Here is a 15,232-nt window from a genome sequence, read left to right as displayed (position 1 = left end):
GCCAATTATTAGTCGGTTCCGGTTGACCCACATCAGTGCCAAACATGCCGGGTCAATGGTATTATTCTGCCATCTATCCGGCGGCGCAGTGGCGCCATGCAGTAAAGGCAAGCTATGACATCCAGAGTGATTCGTATCGCTACCCGTAAAAGTGCCCTGGCCCTATGGCAGGCTGAATTCGTCCAAGATGCACTGATCAAAGCGCATCCCGGTTTGCAGGTGGAACTGGTGCCTATGACCACCCAGGGCGACAGGATCCTGGATACACCCTTGGCCAAAATTGGTGGTAAGGGCTTGTTTATCAAGGAACTGGAAGTGGCGATGCAGGAAGGCCGTGCAGATATTGCCGTGCACTCTATGAAAGATGTGCCGGTAGAATTTCCTGAGGGTTTTGGCCTGCATGCTATTTGTCAGCGTGAAGATCCACTTGATGCCTTTGTATCCAATCAATTCAGTCACCTGGATGAATTGCCTCAGGGGGCCGTGGTGGGCACATCCAGTTTGCGGCGTCAGTGTCAACTAAAAGCCAGGCGCCCGGATTTGCAGATACGTGACCTTCGCGGCAACGTTAATACCCGTCTGGCCAAGCTGGATAACGGTGACTACGATGCCATTATTCTGGCTGCCGCCGGCTTAATCCGCCTGGGTATGCAACCGCGTATTCGCCACCGTATCGATGCCGGCCAGTCCTTACCTGCGGTGGGACAAGGGGCCGTGGGGATTGAATGTCGCAATGATGATGCCGAGCTGATTGCTTTGCTGGCGCCATTAAATCATGCCGATACCGCCACCAGAGTCGCGGCAGAAAGGGCCTTGAATGCAACTTTACAGGGGGGCTGCCAGGTACCCATTGGCAGTTTTGCCGAATTGCAGGGTAAGCAGCTGTGGTTACGTGGTTTGGTTGGTGCGCTGGACGGCTCGCAAATCATTCAGGGGGAAATGCGGGGCCATCGTGACGAAGCGCAAGCTATGGGCAAGGCGCTGGCTGAGGAACTACTGAGCAAAGGCGCGCGTGAGATTCTTCAGGCGCTGTATCACCCCCATGGCTAAATTTCTGTTACTGCGCCCTGAGGGCAAATGTCAGGCCAGTAGCAAGGCGCTGAATGATGCCGGTGTTGCCACCGTGGGGTTGCCGCTGATTGATATTGCCCCAGACCGCGCGCAGATATCGGCCTTTGCCGAATGCCTCAGCGCACTGGCTGCACAGAGCAAAGTGCTGTTTGTCAGTACCTCAGCGGCAGAACTTGCCCTGCAAGCCATGCAGGGCAAAGCATGGCCGCAGCATGTCAGTTACTTTGCTGTTGGGCAAAGTACGGCGGCAAAACTGTTGGCCGGTGGGTTACAGGTGCAGTTTCCCGAACAGGAAGATTCAGAAGGTTTACTTGCCCTTGCCGAACTGAAGGTTGTCAACAGTCTTCAGGCGCTCCTGGTGAAAGGCCAGGGGGGGCGTGAGTTAATCGCCGATACCCTGATCGAACGGGGCGCAGAGGTGCAAAGCGTGGCACTTTACCAGCGCGTAAAGGTAAAGGACCCGGTGCCTACCCAGGCATGGCAAAAACATGAAATACAATGCATTATGGCCACAAGTGGCGAGCTATTAGAGGCCGCCTTTGCGCAATTGGAGCCGGATTGGCTTCGTGCTGTTCCCTGGATCCTGGTCAGCCCCCGCTTACAGGATAAGGCCAGGGACAAAGGTATACGGCAAGTGTCTTTAAGCCGCAATGCCTCGGATGAGGCGCTGATCCAAGCCGCCAGACAGTTTATGGAGCAACGTGCTATGGCTGACGCCCAGCAAAAATCAACAGAAGTGCCTGTAAAGCCAACCTCTTCGCCATCCGTGCCCAAGGCGCCGGACAAGAAAACGCCTGCAAACAGTCGCCCGGCCACCGCGGCATTGTGGTTGATGACCTTGTTGAATCTGCTGTTGGTACTGGTAGTGGCAGCCGGTGGCTATTGGTTGTGGCAGCAACAACAGGGGCAACAGCAGAATGAACAGCGCCTGTTACAGGAAGCCAACCAAATGGTCAGCCGCCAGGAAAGCGCGCTGCAGCAGAAGCTGGACGCAGGTTTGCAGAATATCAGTCAGCAACGTCAGCAGAGTCTGCAGCCTATCCAGGAAAAACAACGCTTACTGGAACAACAGATTCTGGCTAATCATCAAAGTCTGCAGGATATGACCGGGCGTCGCCCCAGCGACTGGTTACTGGCCGAAGCCGATTATCTGGTGCGTATGGCGGGGCGTAAGTTATGGTTGGAAAAAGATGCAAAAACCGCACTATTGCTGTTGCAGAATGCTGATGCCAGGCTGGCCGATTTAGCCGATCCCAGCTTATTGCCGGTGCGCCAGTTACTGGCCAATGATATGCAAAGTGTTAAGCAACTGGACACTGAAACACCCATCAAAATCAGCCTTGAGCTTGGCGCATTGATGGCGGGTGTCGATGCTTTACCTCTGGATATGGTGGTTCTGCCTGAAGTGGATGGCGATAATCCGGCAAATCAAGCTTTGTCAGACGATGTGGCGGACTGGCAGGCAAACCTGCAACGTAGTTGGCGGGCTCTGGTGGATGATTTTATTACAATACGCAGGCGTGACGCAGAAACCCGGCCACTATTGAGCGATAAACAGCAGTGGCTCGTCAAAGAACAATTGCGTCATTACCTGATGCTGGCACAGCAAGCTGTTACCCGGGAACAAAGTCAGCAATATCGTCAGGCCATTGAGCAGGCGCAGACACTGTTAGCATTATATTTTGCCCAGCAGGACAACCGCGTAGCCGCATTCGCGCAAGCGTTGCAACAGCTGCATCAAACCGATATTGAGCTGGCACTGCCTGAACGACTGCAAGCTGCTAAGCCCCTGGAGCAATTGCTGGAAGACAGAGTTGCTGGCGCATTTTCAGGTACGCAATCATGATCCGCTTTGCTCTGCTGATTGTCATTCTGTTAACTGGCTTGGTGGCCGGTCCTATGCTGGCTGGTCAGAAAGGTTATGTATTGATTGCCCTTGACCACTGGACCATAGAGATGAGTGTAATTTCACTCGGTCTCACCTTGCTTTTTGGCATAGTGGCATTTCTGCTGCTCGAATGGCTGGTCAAACGTTTGCTGACCCTGCTCACCGGTTCCAGACGCTGGTTGGGGGGCTGGAGCGAGCGTAAGCGGCAGAAGGCCTTTACCCGGGGGTTAGTGGCGCTGGAGGAAGCGAATTATCAGGAAGCAGAAAAGCAACTTAGCAGAGTGGATAGCGCCGCATTTAACGGCCTGGATTTACTGGCTTCTGCCCAGGCCGCTGCCAAGCGTAAGCAATGGGATAAAGCCCGCGAGCTATGGATGCAGGCGCGAGCGTTTCCAGCCAGTGAACTGGCCGCCACCTTGCATCTGGTCAAACTGGAAATTCAGCAGCAGCAAGCCGCTGAGGCCCTGCAATTACTGGAAGCCTTGTCGGAAAAACACCAGCAACACCCCAGAGTGGCGCTGCTGTGGGCCAAGGCACTGGCGCATGCTGGTCGTTGGCATGAACTGCAGGACAGGTTGAAAGGCTGGAAGAAAACCCTGGGCCTGGAGAAATACGACTTCTGGATGCGTCAGGCCGCACAGGGGGTCTTCGCCGAGATTGCCAGCAAGGAAGGGGCTAATCAGCTTAAGCTTAACTGGCAGGGGTTGCCCAGAGCCAAGCGGCAGGATCCGGCGCATCAGGCTGCCTATGCTGAGCAACTGATGGAACAAGGTATGCACCAAGACGCCGAACAGGTGCTGGTGGAAGGGCAAAAACAAGGTCCACACCCGTTATTGCTGCCGTTGTTTAAAAAGCTACGCAGTAGCAATCCGGTCGCGGCCATGCGCAAGCTGGAAGAATGGCTGAAAAAGGACGAACAGAATGCCGAATTGCTGTCGGCCCTGGGCCATTTGGCCAAACACACCAGGGACTTCAGCTTGGCAGAAAAAGCCCTGACGAAAGCGCTTAGCATCCGCAGCAGTCAGGATGACCTGCTGGCCCTGGCAGAAATCAAAGAAGCTCAGCAGGATAATAAACAGGCTCTGGCACTTTATAAGCAAAGCCTGCAGTTGAATCCTTAGGCTGGCTGATGAGTTTCCCTTGCCAATAATCTGTCTCTGAGCCATTGATGCAGAGAACTTTGATGCAGTCTGTGGTGCCAGTAGAGATAGACTTTCATCTGTTCGATGTAAAAGGGCAAGGGCAAGATCTTGATGGGGTAGCGTGAAGCCAGATAGCGGGCGAAGCTTTCGGGTAAGGTAAAGATCAGTGGTGAACCTTTTAATAAAGGGGGGATCTGGCTGAACGTGGGCAGCCGCAACGTCACATTTCTGGCCTTTCCGATACTGGCCAGGGCCGAATCTACTCTTCCTACCAAACTCTCTGCAACGTTGAATACGCCATGCCGGTGGGCAAGATAGGTGGCTAAATCCAGATTAGCCCCGGTTAATTGACTGTTTTCTTCTACCACGGCCACAAAGGTATCGGTTCTGAGCAACTTTCGGTGCAAACCACTGCGACTGGTGTCCATGGGCGTCATAGCAAAATCCAGATCTCCGGAAATCAGCTGATCAAAGAAGTCAGGGCTTTGCGGATTAAATGACAGCACCAGATTGGGTGCCTGAATCTGAATGTGCTGAATACGGTCAGCCAGTAACAGTACATCCATATCGGTGCTGGCAATGCGTATCGTCTGTGAGGCAGTGGAGGGCGAAAAACCCCTGGCCCGCCCCAACTGCTGGATGGCTGGCAGCAATTCGTTAAGCTGCTGCTCAATTTCAATGGCCTTGGGGGTGAGCTGATAATCGTTACCGGCCCTGACCAATAATTCATCGCCAAATTGCTGGCGCAGTTTAGCCAGGATCCGGCTCATAGCCGACTGGCTCAGGTGACATTTTTGCGCGGCCCGGCTGACATGTCTTTCGCGTAGCAGACTATGCAAAGCGGGTAACAGGTTGAGGTCGATCATCGCTTAATATATTAATAAATTGCATACCACCTATACGGATTATGCATTGGAGGCATGAGCTTGTCTGCCCTAAAATACGCAGACGGAGGAATTCATGCATACAAACACCACAAAAACGGCTGGTTGGATTATTTTACTGCTGGCATCTATTACCGCGGTCACCCCCTTAGCCATTGATATGTATCTGCCTGCTTTTGGCGTGATAGCGCAAAGTCTTAACAGCGATATCGCCCTGGTACAGGTTTCACTTAGTACCTATCTGGCCGGGTTTGCCTTGTCTATGTTGGTTTGCGGCCCAATTGCCGATATTGTCGGCCGTCGCCCCCTGGCGTTGATTGGACTGGGAGGCTTTTGCGCGGCCAGTATCGCACTGTGCTTTACCTCCAGTATGGAAATGTTCTGGGTGTTGCGTACCCTGCAAGCTATGGCTGGTGGTGCAGCTGCCGTGGTGGTGCCTGGCATCGTAAGGCATATATACGGTGAAAATACCGCCAAGGGCATGTCCTATGTGTCGATGATTATGATGATCGCGCCATTGGTGGCGCCCAGTATTGGTAGTTTGATTATGCACTGGTTCGATTGGCGGGCAATCTTTGCTGCTTTGGCGGTGTATGCCGTGCTGTTGTTACTGCCTTCATTTAAATGGTTGCCCGAAGTGGCCACGCGGCAACGCAGCGGCTCCTGGGGACGATTGTTCTTTGCCAGCTATGTGGAAGTGCTGGGCAACAGAAAGGCACAGCCCTATATCGCCACGTCCATGTTTGCCTCGTTTGCGTTCTTTGCCTATCTTACCGCGGTACCTGTGGTGTATATGGATGTATTTGGTGTATCCAAAGAAATGTTTGGCATCCTGTTCGCTGCCAATGTCATCGCCCTGATTGGCGGTAACTTTGTTAATAGTCGTCTGGTTGGCCGATTGGGCACCAAAACTATGTTGATTTCGGCCCTGAGTCTGGCGTTGGTTTCTGCTCTGAGCCTGGTCACCGTTAATATGCTCGGGTTAGGACTGTATGCAACGGTAGCCTGCATCTTGCCTTTGATGGCTGGTTTGAGTCTGACCGCGGTCAATTCCGATGCCCTGATCCTTATTGCCTTTCCGCATCATACCGGTACGGCCACCGCCGTAATAGGTACACTGCGATTTGGTAGCGGTGCGCTGACGGGGCCGTTACTGGCGGTATTCCATGATGGTACGGCGTTGCCATTTGCGGTTCTGATGTTAGGTGCGGTGATGGCCGCTGGCTTGGTACAAACATTAAGTACGCTGCGTGGCCGTCGCAGCCAGCAAATTCAGGCGGCTTAAGGTCGCCAATTTTCTGTCGATTGCTTTTGGGTATAAAACTTGCTGTAGGGCATACAGGGAGTGAGAACCCAATAAGGAGTCGTAATGAAAGCTTTAGTTGTCGCTTTGGCGCTCTTACCTGCTGTGTCTCAGGGGGCAGAAAGCAAAGAGTTTGTCGGCAAACTCAACAACCTGCGTATTGGCAAAACCGGTAGCATCCTGCTAGGGGTTAAACAGGATGAAGAAAATCCGCTGGTCTGCCGGGAAGGAGACTGGCCTATAGGTTTTCATCTGGATCAGGCCTATGCCCAGAATTGGCTGGATTTTTTAATGCTGGCCAGAAGCAGCAATCAAACTATTCGTCTTGGTTATCTACCTGACAGCAGCGGGCTGTGTGAGCTTGAGTATGTGGCAGCCATGCAAGGCGATGGTTTCGGCGATATCGGCGACGAAGATGACCTGCTGGTGGAAACGGGTGCCTTAGGCAATGTGGCCTTGATCAATTCCAACGGTCTTACCGAAGAAAGTTACAGCGCCAGTGGCCATTATGGCAGCGATGTTGCTGCTGCCGCTTTCGACGGCCATACCTTTGACCAGCAAATTAATGACGATGCCGGTGAATCCATTCATCGGGGCTTGTGGCTGATCAAATTAGATAAAGACACCCCCAACTGGTTGCAGATAGATTTTGGCCGCAAGGTTAAAATTGCTGGTATGCGCGTGGTATTGAATCAAAAATCCACAGATCTTGGCCGTGGACCGCGGGATGTGACCTTGCAGGTCTCCAATGACGGTGAAAGCTATGCCGATCATGAATCCTTCAGGCTTTCCCGAGTGGCTGATCAAACCGGTAGTCTGGCGTCGCCGGTGTCGGCCCGTTATTTCAGACTTAAGGTGATCAACAACCATGGTGATCGTACCTTTATCGAAATTGACGAATTGGAGTTATTCCAGAAGCAGCAGTGACAAAGCCAGGCAGGTCAGCTATAGCTGATAGATGGCTGAAGCTTGAGGATTGATGCAGTGCCTGCTGGTTGCTGCGGCTAATCGTGCAATGAAAGTGCTTTTTCTGGTGTATTTTATCTGCGGCTGGGCATGGGCCCGGCCGGCTATTCTGGTGGCGTATCATCATTCCCCTCCCTATAGCGTAGTGCATGCCGATGGTGGTGCATCGGGTATGGATCTGGAAATCCTGCAATTGGTAGCCGCACAAATGGATATTGAGATTCGCACCGTAAACTGCCCCCTGAGCCGTTGTCTGTTAATGATGGAACAAAGCCAACTGGATCTGATGATGGGGTTGTTGAAAACATCTGAGCGTCAGACATTTCTCAATTATATTGAACCTCCTTACTATCAATTACGTTCATCCTACTCCTTCTACACCAGAGCCGACCGCAATATACGAGTTGAGCATTACGATGACCTTAAAAACTACAGCATCGGTTTAACCCGTGGTGCGGTATATTTTCCCCGTTTTAATCAGGATCAGACCCTGCGCAAGGTGCCTTTGGCCACTGAAGAGATGCAAATTCAGTTGTTGTTAAAAGGGCGGGTGGACCTGGTGATCAGTGTGGATTCCACCTTCGAGTATATGCTGGTGTCATTAGGTGGGGCAGATCAAATTCGTAAAGTGGCTTACCAGGAGTGGCTGCCTGTTCGCAGCTATATGGTATTGTCCAAGGAATCGCCATTTAACGAAAAAATGCCCGAGTTCTATCAGGCTTTAAGAAAACTGCAGGCCGATGGCAGCCTGCAGGCTATTCTGTCCCGCTATGGGATTGAATCGCTGTCGGATGCCGATTTTTAGTGTTCTGTCTGTCAGCTCGTTTGCAGGCTGACGACACAGTTTCTGCCCTGCGCCTTGGCTGCATAGAGTAACTCGTCCACTTTGCTACATAACTCAGTAAAGTCTGTACCCTTGGCCGGGCTGGTGGTTAACACGCCAAAACTTGCCGTTACTTGTACAAATTGGCCACTGTCCAGGGCCACAGGCTGTTCGGCCACACGTTCTCTTAATGTCTCGGCAATGCGCAATCCAGCTTGATAGTCGGTATTAGGCAGCATAATCATAAATTCTTCGCCACCTACCCGGGCCACCACATCAGTGCTTCTGACATTGTCTTTAAACACCGCCGCTACTTTGGCTAACACCCTGTCACCACTGTCATGGCCGTGGTTGTCATTAATATTCTTAAAATAATCTATGTCGGTCAGAATCAGGGTAAAGGGACCACTTTGTTGCTCCTGAATGGCTGCTCGCTTTAAGCGGCGCATGTGCTTGGCCAGTTTGGCCCCCAAGTCCTCAGATGCCATCTGTTTCGTTGAGTCCTGCTTAAACTGTGAAGCAAGTCCGGTTAGTCGGAAGATCAAGCGCTGGGTAAAGGGTAGTCCTTCTCCCTGATAAAACTGTCTGCTGTACCACTCGGTTAAGTAGCGCCTGTTGTAGAGCCCCGTCAGGGTGTCGGTTCTGGCCAGCTTTCCCCACTTTACCCTTGAACGATTTATCCACAATATCACCAGCAGAAGTGAAACGGCAAAAAGCAACAGCCAGGTCAGGGTTGAAGCAAGATTTGACACGGTACTTTGTGACTCTTCAATTTCCAGCTTCTGCAACACGTTTTTCCAGTTCAGGTTATGGTTTTCGTATTCCAGTCGCTCCAGTTCAAACAATACCTGTTGGCGGGCCAGATCCTGCAAATGCTGTTGGTTGTTAAAGCTTGAATATTTGCGGTGGTATTCACTGAAAAGCTGGTAGGCCTGCTGATAGTCCCCTTTTCCGGCATATCCTTGTGCAGCCACTTTTAGCAGTTCCACTTGCGAGCGGTAAAGCGGTGCGCTGGATTGCAGAGCGGGTATCACCCCGGCCAGAAAGCTCACCAGGTTGTCCAGGTCATTTCTATCCAACAGGTTTTGTGCCTTGAGCAGTTGGAATTTAGCCATGTAGTAGGGCAGGATTTCACGGTTTTGCAACTCATCGGCTGCTTGCAAATGTTGTTGCATCTGTTGCTTTTGCTCGGTGTCCCGGTAAAGGTCGGCCAGATGCAGGTGAATGCGGAAACGATAACGCCCGTCACCCAGAATGTCGGCCAGCACCAATGCCGACTGATAGGACGCTAACGCCAGGTCCAACTGTTGTTGTTTTTCATGTAAGGCGGCGATATCCAGTAATGCCAGCATTTGGCTGAAAGACATTTTTCGACTTTCAAAAAAGCTTTGCGCTTCCTGCAACATGACCTGGGAACGTTCAAAACCATTTAGCTTCAACAGCACTCTGCCCAAGGCAAATGCTGCCCGGCCGGCCAATTCACTATTACCGCTAGCTTCAGCACTGTTGATTGAAGACAATATCGCCGCATAGGAACGTTTCAACGCCCCCTGCGAATCCAGATGCATGCCCTTGGTCAGTAGCGCTTCAGCCTCAACCAGCTTGTCGCCGCGTGACTGAGCGATCTGCAAAAGCGTATCTAATTGCGCTACGGCTTCTTGTGGCTGGCCTAAGTTGAGCATGGCCTGAATAACTTTGAGGTTGAGTTGCAGGCCCTCTGAGCTATCCGGCTGCGCCAGTTTCAGCCCTTGCCTGGCTGCCTGCAGACTTAAGTTGTAATCCTGCAGCAGGTAATAAATAGTGGATTTAGTCAGATAATAGCGTATCAGCAAATCATCTGCCTGATTGTCTATCAGCAACTCTTCTTCCATTTGTGCCAATTCGGCCTGAGCTTTACTGGGGATGGCATAAACCAGTTTTTCAATACCAGACAGACGGCTTTCAAATTCTTGTTGCGAAGTGGCTGTGGCAAAACTGTTAAAAGAAAAACTTGCCACAGCCAGGAAAAATACAATGGCTTTCATGTCAGATTTTCAATCCGAAAATTATTCAGACAATACAGGGGATTAGATTCTGATTATCAGGCTACGAGCGAGAATCTCCCTATTTCTATTGCTTTTTAGAATGGGTTATTAGCAGCAATTAAGCGGCACTGTAGAGAATTTTAACCGCTAATAAAAGAAAAATGTTCTGTGCAGGTAGAAAAGTACCGAAGATAAGTCGAAAAATATTTGCGATATTGATAAAGGGATGAATTTGTTTTTGAACCATATAACCCTTATCAATGCAGCAATAAAAAACCCGGCAGAAAAGCCGGGTTTTTAAAGCTTAGATAGCCTTGGCGGGCTTGATTACATCATGCCGCCCATGCCACCCATACCGCCCATATCAGGCATGGCAGGTGCATCTTCTTTAGGCAGCTCAGCTACCATGGCTTCTGTGGTGATCATCAGGCTGGCCACAGAGGCTGCGAATTGCAGGGCGCTGCGGGTTACTTTGGTTGGATCCAGAATACCCATTTCCAGCATATCGCCGTAGCTGTCGTTACCTGCGTTGTAACCAAAGTTACCTGAACCGGCTTTAACTTTGTTTACCACTACAGAAGCTTCTGCACCGGCGTTGGTAGAGATTTGACGCAGCGGCGCTTCCATGGCGCGCAGCGCCAGTTTGATACCGTGAGTCTGATCTTCGTTGTCGCCTTTCAGCTCGCCAACTTTGGCTGCTGCGCGAACCAGGGCGACGCCACCACCAGGGACCACACCTTCTTCAACCGCAGCACGGGTTGCATGCAGGGCATCTTCAACGCGGGCTTTCTTCTCTTTCATTTCCATCTCGGTGGCTGCGCCAACCTTGATGACAGCTACACCGCCAGCCAGTTTGGCCAGACGCTCTTGCAGCTTCTCTTTATCGTAATCTGAAGTAGATTCTTCCACTTGGGCACGGATTTGACCGCAGCGGGCTTCAATTGCAGCCTGCTCGCCAGCACCGTCAACGATAGTGGTGTTGTCTTTGTTGATCACCACACGTTTGGCGGTACCCAGATCTTCCAGGCTGGCTTTTTCCAGATCCAGACCGATTTCTTCAGAAATAACCGTACCACCGGTCAGAACCGCGATGTCCTGCAGCATGGCTTTACGACGGTCACCGAAACCAGGTGCTTTAACCGCAGCCACTTTCACGATACCGCGCATATTGTTAACCACCAGAGTGGCCAGCGCTTCGCCTTCTACATCTTCAGCGATGATCAGCAGCGGCTTGGAGGACTTGGCTACACCTTCCAGAACTGGCAGCAGTTCACGGATATTGGACACTTTCTTGTCAACCAGCAGGATGAAAGGGTTGTCCAGTTCAACGGTGCCGTTTTCAGCTTTGTTGATGAAGTAAGGAGACAGGTAACCACGGTCGAACTGCATACCTTCTACTACGTCCAGCTCATTTTGCAGAGCCTGGCCTTCTTCAACAGTGATAACGCCTTCTTTACCCACTTTGTCCATGGCATCAGCAATGATCTTGCCGATTTCTTCGTCGGAGTTGGCAGAAATAGTACCTACCTGAGCGATGGCTTTGCTATCTGCACAAGGTACAGACAGGGCTTTTAGCTCTTCAACGGCGACGGCTACGGCTTTGTCGATACCGCGCTTCAGATCCATTGGGTTCATACCCGCAGCAACAGACTTCAGACCTTCAACTACGATGGCCTGGGCCAGCACGGTAGCGGTAGTGGTACCGTCACCCGCTTCGTCATTGGCTTTGGAAGCAACTTCCTTAACCATCTGCGCGCCCATGTTCTCGAACTTGTCTTCCAGCTCGATCTCTTTGGCCACAGATACACCATCTTTAGTGATGGTGGGCGCGCCGAAGGATTTTTCCAGCACTACGTTGCGGCCTTTTGGACCCAGGGTAACTTTAACGGCATTAGCCAGGATATTTACGCCTTTCAGCATTCTTGTGCGGGCGTCATCACCAAAACGAACTTCTTTCGCTGCCATGTTTACATTCCTCTAAATTCAGTTAATCGGTGGGTTTATCAGGCTTCAACTACGGCCAGGATGTCGCTTTCACTCATGATCAGCACTTCCTCGCCGTCGACTTTCTGGGTCTTGACGCCGTAACCATCGTTGAAAATCACGATATCGCCAACTTTTACGTCCAGCGCTTTCACGTCACCGTTATCCAGAATACGGCCATTGCCGACTGCGATAACTTCACCACGGGTAGATTTCTCTGCGGCTGAACCAGTCAGGACGATACCACCAGCAGATTTGCTTTCCTGCTCTTGGCGCTTGACGATAACGCGGTCGTGTAAAGGACGGATTTTCATGCTCAAATCTCCTGAAAAATTCCAATATAGGATGATATATCCCGAAGTCTCGGGGAAAGTGTGGCAAGCCGATAGCTCGACTCGCCTGAAACTTGTCTGCCAGCCTATTTGGGGGTCGTCGAATCGATCTCAAGAGCCACAAGCAAAAAATTTGTGATTTTTTTTGCTTTCAACCAAAGTGGCACTGCAATCAGTATTTTGAACAAGGAGTGAAGTTATGCCTGCCTATCTCAACACCGAACGGTTGCAGCTGCGACCAATAAGGGCAGAAGATGCACAGGCGGTATTCAGTTATCGCAGTTTACCTGAAGTGGCCCTGTATCAAGGTTGGGTGCCAGCCAGTACAGAGGAAGTGGCTGTGTATGCCAACAAAATGGCAGATTTACCTGCGGACAGCAAAGAGCAATGGTGGCAATGGGTAATAGTCAATCAATCCAAGCAAACACTGCTGGGGGATCTGGCCTTTTGTGTGGATGCTGAAGGCCAGCAGGCCGAGCTTGGCGTGGCCCTTGCGCCGCATTATCAGGGACAGGGCTATGCCACTGAGGCGCTACGGGCACTGATTTCGCATTTGTTCCAGCACTATGGATTGCATCGCATTCATGTCTCTATCGATCCACGCAATCAGCCTTCGGTACTGTTATTTGAACGTCTGGGTTTTCGCCATGAAGGTCTGCTGAAACAGTCGCTCTGGTTTAAAGGACAGTGGTGTGATGATTTGCTGATGGCGGTTTTGGCGGATGAATGGCCTGGCTCATCGTGAAAGTTGTAACTAAAAAGCCAATCTGTACTTGATATATAAGGCACTCACAGGCAATGCGTGATAGATATCAACACAGTTTATTATCGAACAGCAGATGGCCAGCCTGTTGCCCTGCGGGCCAGCTAACGCTGCTTAATCTGGCGCCTGAACGCCTCATTTCTGAAAATAGAATATGTTTCACCACGAAAAAGCCCTTCTCGCAAAGTCGCTGAGAACCCAGAGGAGCTAAAAGCAGTAAATACCTCTGCGAGCTTTTCTTTGCGCTTCTTGCGTCACCGCGAGAGGTATTCCAATATCGGCCAAAGGCACGGTCCGTGTTCTTTTGATTTTCGTGGTAGAGAAATAATTACCTGTACAAGGCTTGATACATGACGTCCTTGTCTTATATGACGCGCCGTCCTTGGCGCGCCAGTCCCATTTCTTTGATACGCCTCAAAGAAACGAGACGCAAAGAAAAGGCGCCCGCTGGATTCCCAACTACGTCAGTCCAGGGCACTACTAAAAGGCGGTCGTGAAAACGACGTTCCCGACGCGTCTTCCACTCAATTTGCTCCCAGCAAATTGCCCCCCTTTTAGCAGCACCCTGAACCGACTGGGAATTTTTTAGCGGGGAGCAAAGCGGCTTGGGCCGCTTAGGGGATACAGCCGTTGATATACAGAACATGGCTAATGGCCTTTAGCTGCTGATTTTTCTGGCAAACTTGGTAATGCTGAAATAGAGTTGATAAATCAATCAATTGACACGAAGTTTAAGGCCTCAGCCAAAGGCATATTAGGCGGCACCTGTCCTTTTTCCTACCGTATATCTGTTATACGGACACCCGCTACCTATCAGCCTTAACCGGACCGGTGTCGTAAAGAATGCGTTAGCCAGATATGGAAGCATTGAGTACAAATGAAGATATTTCTTAGCTCCACTGCGTATGATCTTTCGGATTTCAGGGCGTTGGTCGTTGATCGTCTTGAGGCTGATGGTCATGAGGTTTTATTTCACGAAAGCCCTACGTTCCCCGCTAGAATTGGACTTCATTCTCACGACCAATGCCTAGAGGCTATCAAAGAGTCTGATTTGGTTATATGTTTGGTAGACAGAAGATATGGTGGTAGATATGGTGGGGCAACATTGGAGCCCTTTTTGCCACTGAAATTCAGTGTTCTTGGTACACAAAAATCAGGCAAAAAGAAGAGGTTCGAACTAGTATACGAACTTAATAAGTTATCCATAACATGGTGTGAGGTGTTTGTCGCACACAAAGAAGGAATACCAGTTGTAACTTTCGCAAGACAACGGACTTTGGATGAGAAAGAGACAAGGAGAAGAAATCAGTATTTAACTTCATTTTCTCCAGCATATTCAGAAAAAAATGAGATATTCGATTTTCTAGATTGGATTACGCAACGAAAGACTAACAACTGGATTGCTCCATTTATATCCATAGTTGATTTCGAGAAAAAGCTTATTACTTGGATGAGTGAGCTTAATAAATCAATTCCTAAACCAGTTAATACTTCAACTGAAGATCATACTGATACTAGAGGTAGAACACGTATCTGTATTGTAGTTGAAGGGGAAGTAGATCGGTTAGTCGTCTCACATATAGTCCAGCATCTTAATTTGGCTCAGCATTTTGTAATAATTCCTACATATGGAAAATATCAAGTGCTCAATACTTTTAATGAGGTTGTTGCTCCGTACTCAAAGATATTTGAACATGTAATAGTTCTTCTTGATAGTGACGCTCATACCGAAGAAGAGTATCACCAAAATGTTTTGCAGCTTAACCGTATAATTGAATCTAGTCAGTGTGAGAACATTTCAGGGTTCTTTGCTAATCCTTCAATAGAAGCATGGATTGCAGCCGGTTTGGATCAAAAAATTTATAATGAATACAGCGGTCAGGTTGATAAGCATATCTTCAATAAAAAAATTGGACGTTCTTCGATTAACCATATCAGGAATCTTCTGGTCCATAAATTCTCATTTGATGTTGCAATGAGCACAAATTCGGAGTTCCACAAATTTGTTGAAAGCCTAATGAGCCTAGGGAATGTAAGTCAACATGACTAACAA

General features: G+C 50.1%; 12 protein-coding genes. 8 read left to right on the top strand and 4 right to left on the bottom strand.

Annotated elements, in window-relative coordinates; genetic code table 11:
- The first annotated feature begins 114 nt into the window (after positions 1 to 114).
- The 3 genes from hemC to CSR04_RS17395 are packed head-to-tail and all read left to right on the top strand — an operon-like array spanning position 115 to position 4,080.
- Positions 115 to 1,050 (top strand): hydroxymethylbilane synthase, encoded by a 936-nt coding sequence (gene hemC, locus CSR04_RS17405; protein WP_102797593.1) that lies wholly within the window; start codon positions 115 to 117, stop codon positions 1,048 to 1,050.
- A complete protein-coding gene (locus CSR04_RS17400) occupies positions 1,043 to 2,917 on the top strand; it encodes a uroporphyrinogen-III C-methyltransferase (protein WP_102797592.1) in 1,875 nt (624 codons plus the stop codon). The genes hemC and CSR04_RS17400 overlap by 8 nt, the downstream gene beginning before the upstream one ends.
- Positions 2,914 to 4,080 carry a heme biosynthesis HemY N-terminal domain-containing protein gene (locus CSR04_RS17395; RefSeq protein ID WP_102797591.1) on the top strand — a complete coding sequence of 389 codons (1,167 nt, stop codon included), beginning with the start codon at positions 2,914 to 2,916 and terminating at the stop codon, positions 4,078 to 4,080. Before CSR04_RS17400 ends, CSR04_RS17395 begins: the two co-directional genes overlap by 4 nt.
- Here CSR04_RS17395 and CSR04_RS17390 read toward each other — a convergent pair.
- On the bottom strand, positions 4,077 to 4,967 hold the full coding sequence (locus tag CSR04_RS17390; protein ID WP_102797590.1) for a LysR family transcriptional regulator: 891 nt from the start codon (positions 4,965 to 4,967) through the stop codon (positions 4,077 to 4,079). The two genes, CSR04_RS17395 and CSR04_RS17390, sit on opposite strands and share 4 nt — an antisense overlap.
- Before the next feature lie 94 nt (positions 4,968 to 5,061).
- Here CSR04_RS17390 and CSR04_RS17385 point away from each other — a divergent pair, with 94 nt between their 5' ends.
- The 3 genes from CSR04_RS17385 to CSR04_RS17375 all read left to right on the top strand — a co-directional run bounded on the left by CSR04_RS17385 (position 5,062) and on the right by CSR04_RS17375 (position 8,059).
- Positions 5,062 to 6,270, top strand: a complete 1,209-nt coding sequence (locus CSR04_RS17385) for a multidrug effflux MFS transporter (RefSeq protein WP_102797589.1) — start codon at positions 5,062 to 5,064, stop codon at positions 6,268 to 6,270.
- A gap of 84 nt (positions 6,271 to 6,354) precedes the next feature.
- Complete coding sequence (locus CSR04_RS17380; RefSeq protein ID WP_102797588.1) at positions 6,355 to 7,215, top strand: discoidin domain-containing protein; 861 nt, start codon at positions 6,355 to 6,357, stop codon at positions 7,213 to 7,215.
- Positions 7,216 to 7,267: 52 nt separating this feature from the next.
- On the top strand, positions 7,268 to 8,059 hold the full coding sequence (locus CSR04_RS17375) for a substrate-binding periplasmic protein (RefSeq protein WP_102797587.1): 792 nt from the start codon (positions 7,268 to 7,270) through the stop codon (positions 8,057 to 8,059).
- An 11-nt stretch (positions 8,060 to 8,070) separates the two neighbouring features.
- Here CSR04_RS17375 and CSR04_RS17370 read toward each other — a convergent pair whose 3' ends face one another.
- The 3 genes from CSR04_RS17370 to CSR04_RS17360 all read right to left on the bottom strand — a co-directional run bounded on the left by CSR04_RS17370 (position 8,071) and on the right by CSR04_RS17360 (position 12,398).
- Positions 8,071 to 10,101 (bottom strand): GGDEF domain-containing protein, encoded by a 2,031-nt coding sequence (locus CSR04_RS17370; RefSeq protein WP_102797586.1) that lies wholly within the window; start codon positions 10,099 to 10,101, stop codon positions 8,071 to 8,073.
- 327 nt (positions 10,102 to 10,428) lie between these two features.
- Positions 10,429 to 12,066, bottom strand: coding sequence for a chaperonin GroEL (gene groL / locus CSR04_RS17365; RefSeq protein WP_102797585.1), 1,638 nt, complete (start codon positions 12,064 to 12,066; stop codon positions 10,429 to 10,431).
- A 38-nt stretch (positions 12,067 to 12,104) separates the two neighbouring features.
- The gene (locus CSR04_RS17360) at positions 12,105 to 12,398 is read right to left on the bottom strand and encodes a co-chaperone GroES (protein WP_102797584.1); all 294 of its coding nucleotides are present in this window, start codon (positions 12,396 to 12,398) and stop codon (positions 12,105 to 12,107) included.
- 217 nt (positions 12,399 to 12,615) lie between these two features.
- Here CSR04_RS17360 and CSR04_RS17355 point away from each other — a divergent pair, with 217 nt between their 5' ends.
- Entirely contained in the window at positions 12,616 to 13,161 is a 546-nt protein-coding gene (locus CSR04_RS17355) for a GNAT family N-acetyltransferase (protein ID WP_102797583.1), read from the top strand.
- 895 nt (positions 13,162 to 14,056) lie between these two features.
- Complete coding sequence (locus tag CSR04_RS17350; protein ID WP_102797582.1) at positions 14,057 to 15,229, top strand: DUF4062 domain-containing protein; 1,173 nt, start codon at positions 14,057 to 14,059, stop codon at positions 15,227 to 15,229.
- Positions 15,230 to 15,232 lie beyond the last annotated feature (3 nt).

This window comes from Bowmanella denitrificans (genome assembly GCF_002887595.1).
GTDB lineage: Bacteria > Pseudomonadota > Gammaproteobacteria > Enterobacterales > Alteromonadaceae > Bowmanella > Bowmanella denitrificans.
The sequence above is the reverse complement of the archived record's forward strand: the minus strand, read 5'-3'. Positions and strand labels throughout refer to the sequence as shown.

What these genes read in the sequence shown, in the direction of transcription:
- hemC (WP_102797593.1), top strand. Translation starts at nt 115, where the DNA reads ATGACATCCAGAGTGATTCGTATCGCTACCCGTAAAAGTGCCCTGGCC.
- CSR04_RS17400 (WP_102797592.1), top strand. Translation starts at nt 1,043, where the DNA reads ATGGCTAAATTTCTGTTACTGCGCCCTGAGGGCAAATGTCAGGCCAGT.
- CSR04_RS17395 (WP_102797591.1), top strand. Translation starts at nt 2,914, where the DNA reads ATGATCCGCTTTGCTCTGCTGATTGTCATTCTGTTAACTGGCTTGGTG.
- CSR04_RS17390 (WP_102797590.1), bottom strand. Translation starts at nt 4,967, where the DNA reads ATGATCGACCTCAACCTGTTACCCGCTTTGCATAGTCTGCTACGCGAA.
- CSR04_RS17385 (WP_102797589.1), top strand. Translation starts at nt 5,062, where the DNA reads ATGCATACAAACACCACAAAAACGGCTGGTTGGATTATTTTACTGCTG.
- CSR04_RS17380 (WP_102797588.1), top strand. Translation starts at nt 6,355, where the DNA reads ATGAAAGCTTTAGTTGTCGCTTTGGCGCTCTTACCTGCTGTGTCTCAG.
- CSR04_RS17375 (WP_102797587.1), top strand. Translation starts at nt 7,268, where the DNA reads ATGCAGTGCCTGCTGGTTGCTGCGGCTAATCGTGCAATGAAAGTGCTT.
- CSR04_RS17370 (WP_102797586.1), bottom strand. Translation starts at nt 10,101, where the DNA reads ATGAAAGCCATTGTATTTTTCCTGGCTGTGGCAAGTTTTTCTTTTAAC.
- groL (WP_102797585.1), bottom strand. Translation starts at nt 12,066, where the DNA reads ATGGCAGCGAAAGAAGTTCGTTTTGGTGATGACGCCCGCACAAGAATG.
- CSR04_RS17360 (WP_102797584.1), bottom strand. Translation starts at nt 12,398, where the DNA reads ATGAAAATCCGTCCTTTACACGACCGCGTTATCGTCAAGCGCCAAGAG.
- CSR04_RS17355 (WP_102797583.1), top strand. Translation starts at nt 12,616, where the DNA reads ATGCCTGCCTATCTCAACACCGAACGGTTGCAGCTGCGACCAATAAGG.
- CSR04_RS17350 (WP_102797582.1), top strand. Translation starts at nt 14,057, where the DNA reads ATGAAGATATTTCTTAGCTCCACTGCGTATGATCTTTCGGATTTCAGG.